Raw genomic sequence first — 18,598 nt, 5'->3', positions numbered from 1 at the left:
ACACAAGCTCAGGCAAATAGTTCGATCACCGGCCAGCCGCGTTCCGCGGCGACCGCACGCAAGCGTGGATCGGGATTGGTCGCGACCGGATGCGTGACGCGTTCCAGCAAGGGGACGTCGTTGATCGAGTCGCTATAGAACCAGCTCTGCGGGAAATCCTGCAGGCGGTGCCCAAGCGACGCGAGCCAACTCTCGGTGCGCGTGATCTTGCCTTCGCGGAAGGTGGGCGTGCCGACAGCCGTTCCCGTAAAGCGCGCCAACGGATCGCCGCCTTCGGTGCCGAGCTCGATGCCCAGCAGATGCTCGAAACCGAGTGCCTTGCCGATCGGCTCCGTGATGAACACGTTCGTAGCGGTGACGATGCAGCACAGGTCGCCCGCATCAAGATGGCGTTGCACGAGTTCGCGCGCAGCCGGCAGGATGGCGGGCGCAATCACCTCTTGCATGAACTGCGCATGCCACGCGTCGAGTTGCTCGCGCGAGTGGCGAGCAAGCGGTGCTAGCGTGTAGTTCAGATAGGCGGTCATGTCGAGCGTGCCGGCCACATACTGCCGGTAGTAATCGTCGATTTCCTGCGCGTGCCGCACGGCGCCTTCTATACCCAATCCGGCAATGAAGTGGGCCCACGCCTGATCGCTATCGAGCGGCAGCAACGTGTGGTCCAGGTCGAACAGCGCAAGGTTGCGGCTCATCCAGAGTCCTCATGATTAAGTGGTCAAGCCGTCGAACCCGATGCATGACTGACCACGAGCCGGCACACAGTCATCCACAGCTTGACACGAGCGTATATTTAAACGCACAAAATTACAATAAGGCAAAAATGTGCAACACTACTGTCATATACGCCCCGGTGCCGGTTCACGCGGCATGCGGTTCGGGTCATGGCAGCAGGAACGGATGCGCAGTGCCTTATGTTGATTCTCCTAAACCTTCTGGCCGGTGTAGCGCTCCTCGTGTGGGGCTCGCACATTGTGCGCACCGGCATCCTGCGGGTTCTCGGCGCCGATCTGCGCAGCGTGCTGGGGCGCAGCACCAGTAGCCGCTGGCGGGCCTTTCTCTCGGGTGTCGGCGTTACGAGCCTCGTGCAGAGCAGCAACGCCACCGCGGTGATCGTCACGTCGTTCGCGGCGCAGGGCCTCTTGCCAATCACCAGCGGCCTCGCGATCATGCTCGGCGCCGACGTCGGCACCGCATTGATGGCGCGGGTTCTCACTCTCGATCTATCCTGGTTGTCGCCGATCCTGATTCTGCTCGGCGTGCCGCTCTTCCTGTCGCGCAAGCAAACCCGTCTCGGCCAGGCCGGGCGCACGTTGATCGGTCTCGGCTTGATCCTGCTGGCGCTGCGTTTGATCGTCGAAGCCGCCCAACCCATGATGCAAGGCGCCGGCGTGCGCGTAATGTTCGGTGCGCTGACCGGCGATACGATGCTCGACGCACTGGTCGGCGCCGCGTTCGCCATGCTGTCCTATTCGAGCCTTGCCGCCGTGCTGCTGACCGCGACGCTCGCCTCATCCGGTGTGATTTCGCTGAAGGTCGCGCTGTGCCTCGTGATCGGCGCGAATCTTGGCAGCGGCTTGCTCGCGCTTCTCGGCACCGTCGCGCAGAACGCGGCCGCGCGGCGTCTCGCGTTGGGCAGCTTTGCGTTCAAGCTGGCCGGCGCGTTGCTGATTTTGCCGTTCACTTCGCTGCTCGCGCGCGGGCTGCCGGTGTTGATCGCGAATCCGCGTGAAGCGACAGTCGGATTTCACCTGATCTACAACACGCTGCGCTGCTGCGCGTGCCTGTCGCTGATCGATCCGGTGTCGCGCATCTGTGTGCGCCTTCTGCCGAACCGGCCGCTGCCGAATGGTGAGCTTCGGCCGCTTCACCTGGATGCCGCCGCGCTGTCCACGCCTACGCTCGCGCTTGCGCATGCCGCACGCGAGGTGCTGCGCATCGGCGACATTGTGCGCACCATGCTCGACAATGTTTCAGACCTGATTCATCACAACAATCTGGACAAGGCGCGGGAAACCGTCCGCATGGATGACGATGTCGACGAACTTTACGCCGCGGTCAAAACCTATCTGACGCTGATCTCGCGCGAACAGCTCGACGAAGCGGATAGCCGCCGCTGGACCGACATCATTTCACTGACGATCAATCTCGAACACGCGGGCGACATCATCGAGCGGATCGTGGGCGACATCGAGGAAAAGAAGATCGCCCACCGGCTGTCGTTTTCGGAAGAGGGGCTGGGTGAGCTGGACGACTTGCAGGCACGCCTCGTCAGCAATCTGCAGCTTGGGCTGTCGGTGTTTCTGAACAACGATCTGCGATGCGCAGAGCGCCTGCTTGCGGAGAAGGAACGCTTTCGCGATCTGGAGCGGGCCTATTCATACCGGCATCTGGACCGGCTTACCGGTCAGACCTTGCGAAGCATCGAGACCAGCGCACTGCATCTCGATCTGATCAGCGACATGAAGCGCCTCAATTCGCTGTTCTGTTCGACCGCCTATCCGGTGCTCGATGCAGCCGGCGCGTTGCACGACACTCGCTTGCGCAAGCGCTCGCTCGATACGATGCATGTGAAGGAATAGACATCAGACCTCAAGGCTCCGGCATGGAGCCTCGGGCCTTGTGTCTGGTGCGTCAGGCAAGAACGATCTCTTCGAGCTTCTTTTTCAGCGATGCAAAATCGGCGGCTTCGGCCGCCTTTTTGTTGGTGACGAGCACGTCGATCCGATCGACCGGGCAGTAGGAGATGCGGCTGCGTTGGCCGATCTTGCTGTAATCGGCGAGGATCGCCACGCGGTCCGCATTGGCGACCATGGCGCGCGCCACTTCGGTTTCAGCGTGGTCGTAATTGGTCGCACCGTGCCGGTGATCGATGCCGACGGGCGATAGCAGCGCGAGGTCCGCGCGATAGCGCTGGATATCGAGCACGGTGGTGGCGCCGGTGGTCGCCATGGCGCGGTCGCTGATCGAGCCGCCGAGCAGGATGACCTCGTTGGCGGCTTCGGTTTGATCGACCCCGCCGCGCATCTTCAGCGCGACATCGATCGAGTTGGTGACGATGGTGAGGTTCGCGAGTTTCGCCAGTTCTTCGGCCAGCGCGGCGGTGGTGGTGCCCGCGTCGATGAACAGTGTCTGGCCGCTCGCGATCAAGCCTGTGGCCGCCTTTGCGATCGCGGTTTTAGACTTGACGCGCATGTGCGCGCGCTCGGCGATCGGCGCTTCGTCGGCTGGTTTGATCGCGCCGCCGTGCACGCGCCGTAATTCACCTAGCGCTTCGAGGTCGAGCAGATCGCGCCGTACTGTTTCGCGCGACACCCCGAGGTCCGCCATGATCCGTTCCGTGGACACACGTTGAAGCGTGGACAGCAACGCGCGAATTCTCTGATGACGGTCTTCCTGCCACATGCATGTTTCCTTGGCTGCGTACGCGCGTTTATTTAGCTTGTTGTTAACTGCGACATCGTGCTCACGAATGTGTGTCCGGACGATGTCAAGCGTACTACTTTAGTCGAATTGTGTTGTATTTTTTTGGCAGCTTGCAAGTTTGTGTATTTAACTTTAGCCTTCGCAGATCGAAGCGCCAAGCCCGTTTCGAACATCAAATGTTCGAAAAGGAATTGAAATGTCCGATTTCGAGCATTTTGCGGCGTTTTTTGGCAATCTGATTGGCAAGTGTCGCCGCCATAATGGATCTTGGGATTGGCCGCCTGAACGAAGCACGCCCGGTGTCGAGTTACACGGTGGCGGCACGCTTCGTCATCCTGACAAAGACGCAGCGGGGTCCGGCGCGGTGAATGCCTGGAGCGTACGTCCGACTATCGCAGCGCCTGCCTTAGCGCGATACTACGCGCCAGGCTCGCGCGTGAACGGACAACTAGAGAACTGCGTGGATCATGAAGGTCAAGGCGGCAGTGACGGCTGGGAACGTGTCGAGAGCATGGTCAACCGCTCTATCTGAAAGGTAGCGAGACGTGGGAAACGGGATTAATCGCGCTTTATCCGCAGACTGGCCTTATCCGCGACTCGCCGCGCATCGCTGCGGCGGCACGCTGGCGCCGGAGAACACGCTCGCCGGTTTCGACGCCTGCGTGCGCTATGGCTACCGCATGGTCGAGTTCGACGCCAAGCTTTCCGCCGACAACCAACTCTTTCTGCTGCACGACGACACCCTCGAGCGCACCACCAACGGCCATGGCGCCGCTGCGGAACACACGTGGCAGCAACTGGCCGCGCTCGACGCCGGTGCATGGTACGGGCCGCAATTCGCCGGCACGCGTTTGCCGACGCTCGCCGAGGCGGCGGGGCGCTGTGCGCGCGACGGCATTGCCGCCAACATCGAAATCAAACCGTGCCCCGGCCGTGACGAGATCACCGGGACTCTGGTCGCAAGCGGCGCGCTGACACTATGGCAAGGCCAGACGCCGCCGTTGCTCTCGTCGTTTTCATTCGAGGCGCTCGCCGCCGCGCGTGACGCGGCGCCGTCATTGCAACGCGGCATGCTGTTCGACGAGGTGCCGGCGGACTGGCTGCGCGTGGTGCGCGAACTCGACTGCGTGTCCTTTCACGCGAACCACCGGTACCTGACCGAGCCGCTGATCGAGGAGATTCATGCCGCCGGCCTGCGCGTGCTCGCCTACACCGTCAACGATCCGGCGCGCGCGCAACTGCTCGCGCAATGGGGCGTCGACATGATTTGTACAGATCGCATCGATACACTGCGACACGACATGTTCTCCATGCCGGCCAACCCGGCCTGAACATGGCGAGGCCGCGCAAGTGCAAGGGTGCACGGGCGCGTCCTGAGGCTCGAAATAGAAATTTTCCAAACGTAGCAATTTCGGCAGAGGATGGGGAAGACTATGAACCGCACCGCGTTAGCTCGCATACTCTCGATGTCGGCCGTTGCGGGTGTCACCGCCGCCGGCGTCAGCAGCAGCGCTTCGGCCGCGCCGCTCGATGCACTGATCGCCGCCGCCAAGCAGGAAGGCCAACTCACCGTGATCGCGTTGCCCCACGATTGGTGCAACTACGGTGAACTGGTCGCCGGCTTTCAGAAGAAGTACGGCATTAAGATCAACGAACTGAATCCGGATGCGGGTTCGGGCGACGAAGTCGAAGCCATCAAGGCGAACAAGGGCAACAAGGGCCCGCAAGCGCCCGACGTGATCGACGTGGGCCTCTCGTTCGGTCCGTCCGCGAAGGCCGAAGGGTTGCTGCAGCCGTACAAGGTCGCCTCGTGGAACTCGATCCCGAAAGAGTCGAAAGACGCCGACGGCTATTGGTATGGCGATTACTACGGCGTGCTGTCGTTTGAAGTGAACGCCGACATGATCGACAAGGCGCCGTCCGACTGGAGCGATCTGCTCAAGCCGGAGTACAAGAACGCCGTCTCGCTGGCGGGCGATCCGCGCTCGGCCAATCAGGCAATCCAGGCCGTCTATGCCGCGGGCCTCTCGCAAAGCAAGGGCGATGCGAGCAAAGCCGGACAGGCTGGCCTCACTTATTTCGCCAACCTGAACAAGAACGGCAACTTCGTGCCGGTGATCGGCAAGGCCGCATCGCTCGCGCAAGGCACCACGCCGATCGTCGTGCGTTGGGATTACAACGCGCTGGCCGATCGCGACACGCTGAAGGGCAACCCGAAGGTGCAGGTGGTGATTCCGAAAACGGGCGTGGTCGCGGGTGTGTACGTTCAGGCGATCAGCGCGTATGCGCCGCATCCGAACGCAGCCAAGTTGTGGATGGAATATCTGTACTCGGACGAAGGTCAGATTGGCTGGCTGAAGGGCTACTGCCATCCGATGCGCTACAACGAACTGGTGACCGGCAAGAAAGTGCCGCAGGCATTGCTGGACAAGCTGCCGCCGCCTTCGTCGTACAAGAACGTCGTGTTCCCGACGCTCTCGCAACAGGACGCGTACAAGGAAACCATTACGAAGCACTGGGACGAAACGGTCGGCGCGAACGTCAAGTAAGCGGCGTAGTGGATGTCGCGGCCGCAGGGGAACACGCGCGCCGCGACGCCGAACAGTAGCGTGAAGTTTTGCCGCTCCGGCGCGCCGCTCTTCGTCATGAGCGCGGCGTGCCTGGTGCGTTTGCCAGATTGCCCCAAGGGTGAGCTATGAGCGCTTCATCGGATGCTGGATCGGTGCAGCCGGAATTGCTGGTTCCGCCTGTACCCACCCCAACGCCTCGCGTCGACGGTCCGGGCCGCGCGTCGCAGTTCCTCGCCTGGATCGGCGTGGTGCCGTTTTTTACTTTTGCGCTGCTGTTCCTGATTCTGCCGACCGGCTTCCTGATGGTCGGCGCGTTTCAGGATTCGCAAGGCCACTTCACGCTCGCCAACTTTCGCGACCTGCTCCAGCCGACCGTGCTGGACGCGTACTGGATCAGCTTCAAGGTGAGCGCGGCCTCGTCGCTCGGCGGCGCGGTGATCGGCTCGCTGCTCGCATGGGCGGCGGTGCAGGGCAAGCTGCCCGGCTGGATTCGCCCGACCCTGATGACGTTTTCCGGCGTCGCGTCGAACTTTGCCGGCGTGCCGCTCGCATTCGCTTTCATCTGCACGTTGGGACGCGTCGGGCTCGTCACCGTATTGCTGAAGAAATACCTCGGCTTCAATCTGTACTCGACGGGTTTCAGCATCCTGAGCTTTTCCGGGCTGACGCTGACCTATCTGTATTTCCAGATTCCCTTGATGGTGCTGATCGTCACGCCCGCGCTCGACGGTCTGAAGCGCGAGTGGCGCGAGGCCTGCGACTGCCTCGGCGGGACCTCGTATCAATACTGGCGCTACGTCGCGCTGCCGGTGCTGTGGCCGAGCGTGCTCGGCGCCGCGCTGCTGCTGTTCGCCAATTCGTTCGGTGCGGTCGCCACGGCTTATGCGCTGACCGGCAGTTCGCTGAACATCGTCACGATCCTGCTGTATGCGCAGATTCGCGGCGACGTCATGCATAACCAGAATCTCGGTTATGCACTCGCGCTCGGCATGGTGCTCGTCACCGGTCTGTCGAATGGCGGCTACATCTGGCTGCGCTCGCGCGCTGAAAGGGGGCGTCGATGAAAAGCCAATCGCGCGTGGGTGCGTGGACCGCGATGATCGTCGGTTCGCTGTACTTTCTCATTCCCTTGATCGCGACGTTCGAATTCAGCCTGCGCATGAAGCGCGGCACCTACAGTTTCGAAGCGTATAGCGTCGTACTCGGCGATCCGCGCTTTCAGGCCTCGTTCGGCTACTCGATTCTGATGGCGCTGCTGACGATCGTGGTCGGCGTGCTGCTGGTGGTGCCGACGGCTTACTGGGTGCAGTTGCGCTTGCCGAAGCTGCGGCCGGTCGTCGAATTCATCACGCTGTTGCCGTTGGTCGTGCCGGCCATCGTGATCGTATTCGGTTATCTGCGCATCTATAACAGCAGTTCGATTCTGCCGCTCACCGGCAATGAGCGCGCCACGGATCTATTGCTGGTGTTTGGCTACGTCACGCTCTCGCTGCCGTACATGTACCGCGCCGTCGACGCCGGCCTGCGCGCGGTCGACGTGCGCTCGCTCACCGAGGCGGCCGAGTGTCTCGGCGCGAACTGGCCGACCATTCTCTTCAAAGTGATCTTCCCGAATATCCGCTCGGGCATTCTGTCCGGCGCGTTTCTCACCTTTGCGGTGGTGATCGGCGAGTTCACACTGGCGAGTCTGCTGGACCGTCCCGCGTTCGGCCCGTATCTGCAATTGATCGGCGCGAACCGCGCGTATGAACCCTCGGCGCTCGCGATCATCGCGTTCGTGATCACGTGGGCGTCGATGGGTTTGATACAGGTGTTCGGCTCGGCCCGCGCCATGAGCGGCCAGAAAGTGTGACCAACGAGTTTGGCCGATAAGTTTGATCCAATGAGTTTGACGGACTGGGGCAGCGAATCATGGCATTCCTGGAAATCGAAAATCTGCATAAGTCCTTCGGGGCGAACACGGCGCTGCATCACTTCGATATGAAGATCGAACGGGGCGAGTTCATCACTTTCCTCGGGCCGTCCGGCTGCGGCAAGACGACGGTGCTGCGCATGATCGCCGGCTTCGAAACGCCCACGCGCGGCATCATCCGGCTGGACAACAAGGACGTCACGCACCTTCGCACGCGGCAACGCAAGGTCGGCATGGTGTTCCAGTCGTATGCGCTGTTTCCGAACATGACGGTGGCCGAGAACATCGGCTTTGGGCTGAAGATTACGCATCGGCCGCAGGCGGAGATCAATCAGCGCGTCGACGAGATGCTGCAACTGATCAAGCTGCCGCACCTGGGCGGCCGTTATCCGTGGCAATTGTCGGGTGGCCAGCAGCAACGCGTGGCGCTCGCGCGGGCGCTTGCCGGCAAGCCGCAAGTGTTGCTGCTCGACGAACCGCTTTCCGCGCTGGATGCCAAGATCCGCATTTCGTTGCGCCAGGATATTCGCGCGTTGCAGCGCGAGTTGGGTATCACGTCGATTTTCGTCACCCACGATCAGGAAGAAGCGCTGTCCATTTCCGATCGTATCGTCGTGATGAACGAAGGCCGCGTCGAGCAGATCGGTACGCCGTCCGAAATCTATAACTATCCGCGCACCCGCTTTGTCGCGTCGTTCGTCGGCACGCTGAACATTCTGGCCGGACATGTGGTCGATCCGGCGACCGGCAAGATGGTGGTGGACGGTCAGGAGTTGATCACCACGCAGGAGTTGCCGTCGGCCGATGCGGGCAAGAAGCGTTTGCTCGCGCTGCGTCCCGAGGCCATCGTGCTGGAGCCGGCCGCGCCTGGACGCAACACGTTGAACGCGACCGTCGAAGAAGTCAATTTCCTCGGCGCGGTGGTGCGCATCAGAACGCGCGTGAAAGACGCCGTGATTTCTCTCGACGTGTTCAACGACCCGAATCGCGGTTTGCCTGAACGCGGGCAGCCCGTGTCGCTGGGGTTCTCGCACGAGAATCTGCTGGTGTTGGAAGAGGGCGCGGTTTAGAGGCCGCACGTTGGACGGCGCGCAGGCTTCTGGCCAGCGCGCGTCGTCGTAGAAAGCCTTACGGGTTATCCCGTAGCCGCCGCCGCGTTCGATTCCGGATTCCCCGACACCCCTCGTCCGGATTTCCGGAATCCCGGACGGCGCATCCTGTGTGGCGCCAAAAAACCCATAGAAATCAACGCGCCGAGCCCGGCTTCGAGCTGGCATCGACCTTGCGAAATAGATATCGCGGCCGCAACGGTCCGACAACTAAAGCAAGGAGACAACGATGTCCGATTTCCCTTCCCGGTATTTCTGAATTCGTCCCTTGTCGCGGCCTAATGCCGTGCACAGGCGTGACGACTATTCGTTCGCATGATGCGCAGCGTGGCAGGCCATTGAGCTCATCCACATCGCAGGAACCATCGTGAAGAAACCTATCCACAAAGTACTGTACGTCCAGGTGATCGTGGCGATCCTTATAGGTATCGCGCTCGGACATTTCTATCCGAATCTCGCCGTCGACATGAAGCCGCTCGGCGACGGCTTCATCAAGCTGATCAAGATGGTGATCGGACCGATCATCTTCTGTACGGTGGTGACGGGTATCGCCGGCATGGAGGACATGAAGAAGGTTGGGCGCGTCGGCGGCAAGGCGTTGCTGTACTTCGAAATCGTCTCGACCTTCGCACTGGTGCTCGGCCTGATTGCCACGCACGTGCTCAAACCGGGCGTCGGCTTCAACATCGACCCGGCCACGCTCGACGGCAAGGCGGTCGCCTCGTATGCCGCGAAAGCGCACGGGCAGACCACGGTCGACTTCCTGATGCACCTCATTCCGGACACGCTCGTGTCAGCGTTCGCGCAGGGTGAAATCCTGCAGATCCTGCTGATCGCGCTGCTGTTCGGCGCGGTGCTCGCGACCGCCGGTGAGAAAGGCAAGGTCGTAACGAGCTTCATCGACGGGCTCTCGCATGTGCTGTTCGGCATTGTGCGCATCATCACGAAGCTGGCGCCGATCGGCGCGTTCGGCGCAATGGCGTTCACGATCGGCAAGTACGGTATCGGCTCGTTGCTGCCGATGCTCAAGCTGATCGGCACGTTCTATCTGACCTCGATCGTGTTCGTGGTGGTCGTGCTCGGCATCATTGCGCGTGCGGTGGGTTTCAACATCCTGCGCTTCGTTGCGTACATCAAGGAAGAGATGCTGATCGTGCTCGGCACGAGCTCGTCCGAAGCCGCGCTGCCGCAACTCATGCTGAAGCTCGAAAAGCTCGGCTGCTCGCGCTCGGTGGTGGGCCTCGTGGTGCCGACCGGTTATTCGTTCAACCTCGACGGCACCAACATCTACATGACGATGGCCGTGCTGTTCATCGCGCAAGCCACTAACACCGACCTCACCTGGACGCAGCAGCTCACGCTGCTGGCGGTGACCATGCTCACCTCGAAGGGCGCGAGCGGCGTGACGGGCGCGGGCTTCATCACGCTGGCCGCGACGCTTGCGGTGGTGCCGACCATTCCGCTGTCGGGCATGGTGCTGATTCTCGGTATCGACCGCTTCATGAGCGAATGCCGCGCGCTGACGAACATTGTCGGCAACGGCGTGGCGACGGTGGTCGTGTCGGCATGGGAAAAGGAACTGGATCGCAACAAGCTGAACGCCGCCTTGCGTGGCGACGTGGCGATCAAAGAGCCGGCCGGCGTCTGAGCCGCGCATCGGCAACGCCTTTTAACGTCATCCTCACAGCCGCGGACACCAGCGTATGAAACCGGTGTCCGCGCGCCAAACCCCCGCCTCGTCGGCCGACGAGGCTGACGCCGGCGACGCGTCGCCTTATGCCACAATAAACGATCCTTACCGATCGGATATTGCCAACGTGACGCGACGCCTGCTGATCCTCTTCGCGCTCGTCGCCGGGCTCGTCGCAGCATGCGGGCTCACGTACAGCATCGCTTGGCAAAGCGGCATCGACCATTTGCGGCGCAACGCCTCAGTGCGGGTCGACCGTACGACCAGCGCGCTGAAGAGCACGCTCGAACGCTACGAATCGCTACCTTATCTGCTCGCGGAACATCCGATCGTGCAGGACGTGCTGGTCAATCCCAGTGCGGCCAATGTTGCGCGCGCCAATCTTTATCTCGAAGACCTGAACCGCCACGCGCGCGCCACGGTCACCTACATCATTCCACTCGACGGCTTTTGCGTCGCGGCGAGCAACTGGCGCGGGCCGGGCAGTTTCATTGGCGCCGGCTATCAGTTCCGGCCGTATTTTCTCGACGCGGTGAAAGGCGGCGTGGGCCGCTTCTTCGGCATCGGCACGATCTCGCAAGCGCCGGGTTATTACATCTCTCAGCCGGTGCGGCGCGACGGCAAGATCGTCGGCGCGGCGGTCGTCAAACTCGATCTCGAATGGTTTCAGGGCGCGGATGCGTCCGAGCCGCTTGTCGTGACCGACGACCACGGCGTGATTTTCCTGTCGTCGATGCCGGCGTGGAAATACCACACGATCCGGCCGCTGTCGGGGCCGGTCGCGGATTCGATCTACCAGGCGCGTCAATACGCGCAGCAGCCGATCGCGCCGCTGCCGGTGACGATCGAACGCACGCTCGAAGGCAACGCGCAGATCGTGCGCATCGGCGGCGGCCGCTATGCACCGCGCTATCTCGCGTCGCGCCGCGGCATGGGCGAGCCGGACTGGCATCTGATCACCATGTCGCCCGTCGATCCGGTCGACGCCGACGCGCGCAAGGCGACCATCGTCACCGGCTTCGGCTACGTGTCGCTCGTGTTGCTGGCGTTCTACTGGAGAATGCGCCGGGCTCGCGTGCGCGAAGTGATGCGCAGCCGGGCGCTGCTGCAAAAAGCCTACGCGGAATTGAACCGGCGGGTCGCCGAGCGCACGGCGGATCTCTCAGAGGCGAACGAACAGTTGCAAAAGGAAGTGGCCGAACGAACCCGCGCCGAACAGGAATTGCGCGCGGCGCACGACGAACTGATTCAGGCGAGCAAGCTTGCCGCGCTCGGTCAGATGGCCGCCGGCATCACGCATGAGCTGAACCAGCCGCTCGCCGCGTTGCGCGGTTTCTCGGACAACACGCGAGTGCTGCTCGAACGCGGCGACCAGGCGTCGGCGCGCGAAAATCTCGAAGCGATCGCGGCGCTCACGGAGCGCATGGGCAAGATCACCAACCAATTGAAGCTGTTCGTCGGACGCGCGCGGCCGCGCAGTGCGCGAGCGCCGATCATGCGGGCGTTGCGCAACGTGGTCGCGCTGTTGCAGAAGCGCCTGGCAGGCGTCGAGGTGGAGTTCGCTCTGCTCGACGCGCAAAGCGGCACGCGCACGCCGCTGAGTCTCGCCGACGACCATCCGGAACTGATTGCGCATTGCGACGATTTGCGGCTCGAACAGGTGCTGATCAACCTGCTCGGCAACGCCCTCGATGCGACGGCCGACATCAGCGCGCCGCGCATTTCGATCGAGATCGAAGTCGCCGATGCGAATCTGTCGTTCGCCGTGAGCGACAACGGCCCCGGCATTGCCGAGGATGTTCTGCCGCGGCTGTTCGAGCCGTTCTTCACCACCAAAGAAATGGGCCAGGGTTTGGGGCTTGGCCTCGCGATATCGTCGTCTATCGCGCGCGACTGCGGTGGCTCGCTGGTGGCGCGCAACGCGCCGCACGGCGGTGCATTATTCGTGTTGACGCTGCGCCGCGCGCGCGTGCAGACGAGCCACACACCGGACCCGCTGACAACGGGCTCCTGAATCACACGGAAAACGCCATGCTGAACCACGGCCTGCAAGTGCTGTATATCGAAGATGACGAACTGGTGCGGCGCGCCAGCGTGCAGAGTCTGCAACTGGCGGGCTTCGACGTGATCGGCCATGCGTCGGCGGAGTCCGCGGCGAAGATGATCGGCGCGGACTTCTCCGGCGTGATCGTCAGCGATATTCGCTTGCCGGGCGCAAGCGGCCTCGAACTGCTTGCGCAATGCCACGAGCGCGCGCCCGATGTGCCGGTGATTCTGGTGACGGGTCACGGCGACATTTCAATGGCCGTTCAGGCCATGCGCGACGGCGCGTATGACTTCATCGAAAAGCCGTTCGCGTCCGAACGTCTGATCGAAACCGTGCGGCGCGCGTTGGAGCGCCGCAAGCTGGTGCTGGAGAATCTCGCGTTGCGCCGCGAACTGGCGGAGCAGAACTCGGTGGCGCCGCGGATTATCGGCAGAAGTCCGGCTATCGAACAGGTGCGGCGGCTAATCGCCAATATCGCGCCGACGGATGCCTCCGTGCTGATCAACGGCGACACCGGCGCGGGCAAGGAGCTGATCGCGCGCAGCCTGCATGAACTGTCGCCGCGGCGTGACAAGCCGTTTATCGCGGTGAATTGTGGCGCACTGCCGGAGCCAATGTTTGAGTCGGAAATGTTCGGCTACGAGCCGGGCGCTTTCACGGGCGCTGCGAAACGGCGCATCGGCAAGCTCGAGCATGCGTCGGGCGGCACGCTGTTTCTGGATGAAATCGAAAGCATGCCGCTCGCGTTGCAGGTCAAGCTGCTGCGCGTGCTACAGGACGGCGTGCTGGAACGGCTCGGCTCGAATCAGCCGATCCGCGTGAATTGCCGCGTGGTCGCCGCCGCCAAGGGCGACATGGCCGAGCACGTCGCGGACGGCTCGTTCCGGCGCGATCTGCTGTACCGGCTGAATGTGGTGACGATCGCACTGCCGCCGCTCGGCGAGCGGCGCGAGGACATCGTGCCGCTCTTCGAACACTTCCTGCTGGACGCGGCGGTGCGTTATCAGCGTCCCGCGCCGATCCTCACCGATCGTCAACGCGCCGGCCTGATGCAGCGTGACTGGCCGGGCAACGTGCGGGAGCTGCGCAATGCCGCCGACCGCTTCGTGCTCGGCGTCGCCGACGATCCCGTCATGTCTTTCGGCGACGACGGCGCGGCCACGCAGCCTTTGAAAGAGCGCGTCGAACAATTCGAGCGGGCGGTGATCGCGGAGGCGCTGGAGCAGGCCGGCGGCGCGGTCGCGGTCGCGGCAGACAAGCTGCAGCTCGGCAAAGCCACGCTCTACGAGAAAATCAAGCGATATGGCCTCGCGGCCAAAGGGGAAGCGGAGCGGTGAGGATATGAAAACGCCGGCGTCGAAGTGCGACGCCGGCGTGTTTGAATCAGTATGAATCCGGTCGGGCGACGCCGCGCGTTCAGGCCGGTTTCAGCGCCTTTTCCAGCAGCTGGTCGAGTTCCGCGAATTGCGGCTCGCCGACATAGCGCTTGAGAATCCGGCCGTCCTTGTCGATCAGGAAAGTGGTCGGCGTGAGCTGGACGTTGCCGAACTGCTTGGCGGCCGAGCCGTCGTCCATGGCAACCTTGAACGGCAACTGGCGGGTTTGCGTGTAGTTGGCCACGTACATGGGCGCGTCGTAGTTCATCGCCACGGCGACGAATTCGAGGCCCTGGTCCTTGAAGCGGTTATACGTCTGGACCATCTGCGGCATTTCCTTCATGCAGGTATCGCAGCTCGTCGCCCAGAAGTTGACGAGGTAGACCTTGCCTTTCAGGTCGGCAGTCGAGACTTTCTGGCCGGACAGCAACGTGAAGGTCGCATCGGGCACACGCTGCTGGCCGGCAAAGGCGAAATAACCGGCGACGGCGATCGCAAGGGCCACGGCGGCAATGATGAGGTAGCGAAGCGGATTCGCGCGCCGCGATGCGGTGGTCGGAGTGGAACTCATGAACGGAACCTCGAGAGTCGCGCGGAACGCGCGGAACAGTGCGTCGCTTCGGGCTTACGGCCCTGTGCTGGAGGCGGCGCGACAGCGTCGCTATTGTAGCCCCATTCCGGCGGCACGGCAGGAGCCGCGCCGGGAGCGGATAATAGGGTTTTACGTCCCCGTCCGTCCGATCTTCTGTCCCCATGCTCCAAACCGTTTTTTGCCTTGATCAAATCCGTCCCTTCCTTGCACGAATTCTGTCTCGCAGTCCCCGGGCGGGCCGCTCGCTGAGCCGGCTTTCGAGCCAAGCTGCGGCCGTTGACGCTTCCCGGACGCAAAGCGCGCGGGCAGTGTTGAGCACGCTGGCTTGCAGTATCGCGTTGGGCTGCGCGTTGAGCGCATGCTCGCCGACCTTCGACTGGCGCACCATCACGAACAACGACAACGGCTACACCGTCGACCTGCCGGCGAAACCGGGCAACGATCAGCGTGCCGTCCAGATCGACGGCACGCCTATGCAGATGGCGATGCAGACGGCCGAAGCCGGCGACGCTGTCTTCGCGGTCGGCACGGTGATGTTGCCCAACGACAGGGAAGCCACGCAGCGCGCCGCACTCGAGTTCCTGCGCAACGGTCTTGCCCGCAACGTGGGCGCCGCGCCGGAAGCTCGCGCGGTGCAGATCCCACTGGCGGCCGGCGGCCAGGTGCTCGGTCTGGAAATGAAGCTGAGCGGTGAGGCGGGCTCGCAGCACGAAGCCCGCACTGTCTACGCCCGGCTGGTGGCGCGCGGGCGGCATGTCTACCAGGCGGCCATCATTTCACCCAAGCCGATGCAGCAGGAACAGGTCGACCAGTTTTTTTCGTCGTTCCAACTGTATTGAGAGCCGTATTTTTGGCCGATGCGACGCCTGATGGATCGCGGTGCATGCGCGCCGCACAGTGAAAGTTCCTTCGCAGAATTGCACGCTAATTCACGGTTTACGTTGAAGTTTTTCTATTACTCACAGAGCCTGTGGATAACTCTGTTGAGAACTCGCCCGAATCGCTCGGAGATGCCCATTCTATGGGCACTCTGTCAGATTCGCCCGGTTCGACGCCGCTGAAAAAAGCCAGTCAAATCAATGCCTTTTGGATGCTGCTCGCGGTGGACCTTTCAGATGTATCAAAATCTGTCTGGAACGTGAGCATGTGCATAAGTCAAGTCTTGACAGCAAGTTTTTCGCCTCATAGAGAGCCAAAAGCCCGCCGATATTGGATCGCTTCGCCGATCTGCGCGGCGTTCGGCATGGCTGTGCCGGCAAGGTCGGCAATGGTGCGCGCCACCTTCAGAACCCGGTAGTACGCACGCGCGGACCATCCGAAGCGCTCTCCGGCTTCGCGTAGCAAACCTTCGCCCGCTGCGTCGGGGCGGCAGACCTCGTCTACTTCCCGTCCTCCCAATTCCCGATTGGTTTTGCCCTGGCGGCTCAACTGGCGCTCGCGTGCGCGGTTCACGCGCACGGCAATGGCCGCGCTTGTCTCCCCGGCGGCTGTCGAACGGGCGGACAGTTCCGACGGTGTGAGCGCCGGAATTTCGAGTTGGATGTCGATCCGGTCGAGCAGGGGCCCGGAGAGCTTGCGCAAGTAACGCGCGGCGATCTCGGGTGTGCACCGGCAGCGGCCTTGGGGATCGCCGCGCCAGCCGCACGGACACGGATTCATGGCGGCGATCAACTGGCAGGCAGCCGGAAAGTCCACCTGCAAGGCAGCGCGTGAAATCGTGATGCGGCCCGCTTCGAGCGGCTCACGCAGCGTTTCGAGCACGTCGCGGTGGAACTCGGGTAGCTCGTCCAGAAACAGCACGCCAAGGTGCGCCAGCGTGATTTCACCGGGCTGCGGCGGATTGCGCCCGCCCACCAGCGCTGCGGCGCTAGACGAGTGATGCGGAGCGCGAAACGGCCGTCGACGCCATTGCGACGGCGTAAAACCGGCCCGGCTGGCGGACAGCAAAGCGGCGGAGCTGAGCGCTTCGTCGTCGGTCATGGGTGGCAACAGGCTCGGCAGGCGGGCGGCGAGCATCGATTTGCCCGCACCGGGCGGCCCGACCAGCAGCACGTGATGCCCGCCGGCCGCAGCGACTTCGAGAGCCCGGCGCGCGCCGCGCTGACCGATCACGTCGCCCATATCCGGAACGACGGCGGTGGCGCACTCGGCGAGATCCGGCGCGGCGAGCGGATAAAGCCGCGCGTCGGGCGCACCGGCCAGGTGAGCGCACAGCGAAGGCAGATCGGCGGCGCCGTAGACGTCGACGCCGGGCACGAGCGCCGCTTCCGCCGCGCTCGCGGCGGGCAGATAGAGCTGTGGAGTGGAATGAGCAGGCGGCCCGGATGCAGCAAGCTCGCCAGACATACCAGACGAAGTTGCTCCGGCGTGAGCCACGCCGCTGCGCGCGGTTCCGCAGGCCATGGCGAAGGCGCCGCGCATTGGCCGGAGCGCGCCCGTCAACGAGAGTTCGCCCGCGAATTCGCGATGCAGCAAGGACTCCGCGGGAATCTGGCCGCTCGCCGCGAGAATGCCCAAAGCGATCGGCAGATCGAAGCGGCCGGATTCCTTTGGTAAATCGGCCGGCGCGAGATTGACGGTAATGCGCCGCACAGGAAAGTCGAAGTTGCAGTTCTGCAGCGCCGCGCGCACGCGCTCGCGGCTTTCGCGCACTTCCAGATCAGGCAGGCCGACAATCGAAAAAGAGGGTAATCCGTTCGCGAGGTGGACCTCGACGGTTACTTCGGGCGCGCGGCCAGCGGCCGGCGCGCGACTGCGCACCACGGCAAGCGACATGTTTTCTCCCGTCGGACGGCGCGCCAGCGGCGCGCGCAAGTCCCCTAAAACGCTGATGACGTCACGGCTCGCTTGCCTGTGATGTGCAGCACTGCGCGGCGGATGAGCCGCGAGCAGACCTATTTAGGGTGTTTGCGTGACCGGCAGCTTCTGTTCGAGTTCGGCGACACGGCGCTCCAGTTCTTCGAGGCGCGCGCGGGTGCGCACCAGCACCTGGGTCTGCGTATCGAATTCTTCGCGGGTGACCAGGTCGAGCTTCGAAAAGCCCTGCGACAGCATGGCCTTCACGTTGCGTTCGACATCTTTGGCCGGCGAGTTCTTGAACAGCTCGCTCATGCGGGCCTGAAAGTCGTTAAAAACATCATTCGGTTGTTTCATGGTGTTCCCTTTGTTGCACAAAAAGTGTGCATGTTTCGTTGCGTCTGTGCTTTGTCGCGTTAAATGGGCGCTGTTGGTGCATGACCCGTTGCGCGCCGCGGCCGTATGGGCCCCTTTGGTGCGCGCCCGTGCGTTCAGAACCTTCGAACACTCTAGCAACGATCCATAAGCCGCGCCAGCTTGCCCCGCCAGCGCTGGCCTTCCGGCCAGGGCCCTTTGCGCCCCTTTTGCGAGGCCTGCGGTGCGGAGTCTGACACAACATGGCATGCGAGTTGCTGTTACTGCCCCGCGCGCTCTGCCGGCACCTGTTTGCCGGCAGCGAAACGAGACCACGCGAACGGGTTACGGGTACGCAAAACGGGTTACGCAACTAGCGAGGGATTTCATGAAACTCATTACCGCAATCATCAAGCCGTTCAAGCTCGATGAGGCGCGCGAAGCCTTGTCGGCCATCGGCGTCTCGGGCATCACGGTGACTGAAGTCAAAGGTTTTGGTCGCCAGAAAGGCCACACGGAGCTGTATCGCGGCGCTGAATACGTCGTCGATTTCCTGCCGAAGGTGAAGATCGAGGCTGCGGTCTCGGACGACATCGTCGACCAGGCGATCGAGGCGCTCGAGCGCGCGGCACGCACCGGCAAGATCGGCGACGGCAAGATCTTCGTCACGCCGATCGAGCAAGTGATTCGGATTCGCACCGGGGAGACCGGCGCGGACGCTCTGTAATA

At 62.8% G+C, this 18,598-nt stretch carries 17 protein-coding genes; 12 read left to right on the top strand and 5 right to left on the bottom strand.

What is annotated here, in order from left to right:
- Positions 1 to 8 precede the first annotated feature (8 nt).
- Entirely contained in the window at positions 9 to 692 is a 684-nt protein-coding gene (locus tag BLW71_RS14265; protein ID WP_091796886.1) for a histidinol-phosphatase, read from the bottom strand.
- 219 nt (positions 693 to 911) lie between these two features.
- Between BLW71_RS14265 and BLW71_RS14260 the strand changes: the two genes are divergently transcribed.
- Positions 912 to 2,579 carry a Na/Pi cotransporter family protein gene (locus BLW71_RS14260; protein WP_091796885.1) on the top strand — a complete coding sequence of 556 codons (1,668 nt, stop codon included), beginning with the start codon at positions 912 to 914 and terminating at the stop codon, positions 2,577 to 2,579.
- Positions 2,580 to 2,631: 52 nt separating this feature from the next.
- On the opposite strand, the gene BLW71_RS14255 is transcribed toward BLW71_RS14260, so the two are convergent.
- Positions 2,632 to 3,402, bottom strand: a complete 771-nt coding sequence (locus BLW71_RS14255) for a DeoR/GlpR family DNA-binding transcription regulator (RefSeq protein WP_091796884.1) — start codon at positions 3,400 to 3,402, stop codon at positions 2,632 to 2,634.
- 217 nt (positions 3,403 to 3,619) lie between these two features.
- On the opposite strand from BLW71_RS14255, the gene BLW71_RS40905 reads away from it, so the two are divergent.
- The 9 genes from BLW71_RS40905 (at position 3,620) to BLW71_RS14215 (ending at position 14,088) form a co-directional block, all read left to right on the top strand.
- A complete protein-coding gene (locus BLW71_RS40905; RefSeq protein ID WP_143048337.1) occupies positions 3,620 to 3,955 on the top strand; it encodes a hypothetical protein in 336 nt (111 codons plus the stop codon).
- 13 nt (positions 3,956 to 3,968) lie between these two features.
- Positions 3,969 to 4,754 carry a glycerophosphodiester phosphodiesterase gene (gene ugpQ / locus BLW71_RS14250; RefSeq protein WP_091796883.1) on the top strand — a complete coding sequence of 262 codons (786 nt, stop codon included), beginning with the start codon at positions 3,969 to 3,971 and terminating at the stop codon, positions 4,752 to 4,754.
- 102 nt (positions 4,755 to 4,856) lie between these two features.
- Positions 4,857 to 5,972, top strand: a complete 1,116-nt coding sequence (locus BLW71_RS14245) for an ABC transporter substrate-binding protein (protein WP_091796882.1) — start codon at positions 4,857 to 4,859, stop codon at positions 5,970 to 5,972.
- Between the two features lie 146 nt (positions 5,973 to 6,118).
- A complete protein-coding gene (locus BLW71_RS14240; protein WP_091796881.1) occupies positions 6,119 to 7,057 on the top strand; it encodes an ABC transporter permease in 939 nt (312 codons plus the stop codon).
- Positions 7,054 to 7,845: an ABC transporter permease gene (locus BLW71_RS14235; protein WP_091796880.1), complete on the top strand. Its 792-nt coding sequence runs from the start codon at positions 7,054 to 7,056 to the stop codon at positions 7,843 to 7,845. The genes BLW71_RS14240 and BLW71_RS14235 overlap by 4 nt, the downstream gene beginning before the upstream one ends.
- Before the next feature lie 59 nt (positions 7,846 to 7,904).
- Entirely contained in the window at positions 7,905 to 8,975 is a 1,071-nt protein-coding gene (locus tag BLW71_RS14230) for an ABC transporter ATP-binding protein (RefSeq protein WP_091796879.1), read from the top strand.
- A 406-nt stretch (positions 8,976 to 9,381) separates the two neighbouring features.
- Positions 9,382 to 10,662 carry a dicarboxylate/amino acid:cation symporter gene (locus BLW71_RS14225; RefSeq protein ID WP_091796878.1) on the top strand — a complete coding sequence of 427 codons (1,281 nt, stop codon included), beginning with the start codon at positions 9,382 to 9,384 and terminating at the stop codon, positions 10,660 to 10,662.
- Between the two features lie 55 nt (positions 10,663 to 10,717).
- Positions 10,718 to 12,718, top strand: coding sequence for a sensor histidine kinase (locus BLW71_RS14220; RefSeq protein ID WP_091796877.1), 2,001 nt, complete (start codon positions 10,718 to 10,720; stop codon positions 12,716 to 12,718).
- Between the two features lie 17 nt (positions 12,719 to 12,735).
- A complete protein-coding gene (locus tag BLW71_RS14215) occupies positions 12,736 to 14,088 on the top strand; it encodes a sigma-54-dependent transcriptional regulator (RefSeq protein WP_177205036.1) in 1,353 nt (450 codons plus the stop codon).
- Positions 14,089 to 14,167: 79 nt separating this feature from the next.
- Here the strand turns inward: BLW71_RS14215 and BLW71_RS14210 are convergent, their stop codons facing one another.
- The gene (locus BLW71_RS14210) at positions 14,168 to 14,698 is read right to left on the bottom strand and encodes a TlpA disulfide reductase family protein (protein WP_091796876.1); all 531 of its coding nucleotides are present in this window, start codon (positions 14,696 to 14,698) and stop codon (positions 14,168 to 14,170) included.
- Positions 14,699 to 14,880: 182 nt separating this feature from the next.
- Between BLW71_RS14210 and BLW71_RS14205 the strand changes: the two genes are divergently transcribed.
- Complete coding sequence (locus BLW71_RS14205; protein WP_091796875.1) at positions 14,881 to 15,558, top strand: hypothetical protein; 678 nt, start codon at positions 14,881 to 14,883, stop codon at positions 15,556 to 15,558.
- Positions 15,559 to 15,901: 343 nt separating this feature from the next.
- Here the strand turns inward: BLW71_RS14205 and BLW71_RS14200 are convergent, their stop codons facing one another.
- Positions 15,902 to 17,494: a YifB family Mg chelatase-like AAA ATPase gene (locus BLW71_RS14200; protein WP_091800836.1), complete on the bottom strand. Its 1,593-nt coding sequence runs from the start codon at positions 17,492 to 17,494 to the stop codon at positions 15,902 to 15,904.
- 123 nt (positions 17,495 to 17,617) lie between these two features.
- The gene (locus tag BLW71_RS14195; RefSeq protein WP_012431591.1) at positions 17,618 to 17,872 is read right to left on the bottom strand and encodes an accessory factor UbiK family protein; all 255 of its coding nucleotides are present in this window, start codon (positions 17,870 to 17,872) and stop codon (positions 17,618 to 17,620) included.
- 385 nt (positions 17,873 to 18,257) lie between these two features.
- On the opposite strand from BLW71_RS14195, the gene BLW71_RS14190 reads away from it, so the two are divergent.
- Positions 18,258 to 18,596, top strand: a complete 339-nt coding sequence (locus BLW71_RS14190) for a P-II family nitrogen regulator (RefSeq protein WP_006048089.1) — start codon at positions 18,258 to 18,260, stop codon at positions 18,594 to 18,596.
- Positions 18,597 to 18,598 lie beyond the last annotated feature (2 nt).

The sequence above is a fragment of the Burkholderia sp. WP9 genome, from assembly GCF_900104795.1.
Classification (GTDB): domain Bacteria; phylum Pseudomonadota; class Gammaproteobacteria; order Burkholderiales; family Burkholderiaceae; genus Paraburkholderia.
The sequence above is the reverse complement of the archived record's forward strand: the minus strand, read 5'-3'. Positions and strand labels throughout refer to the sequence as shown.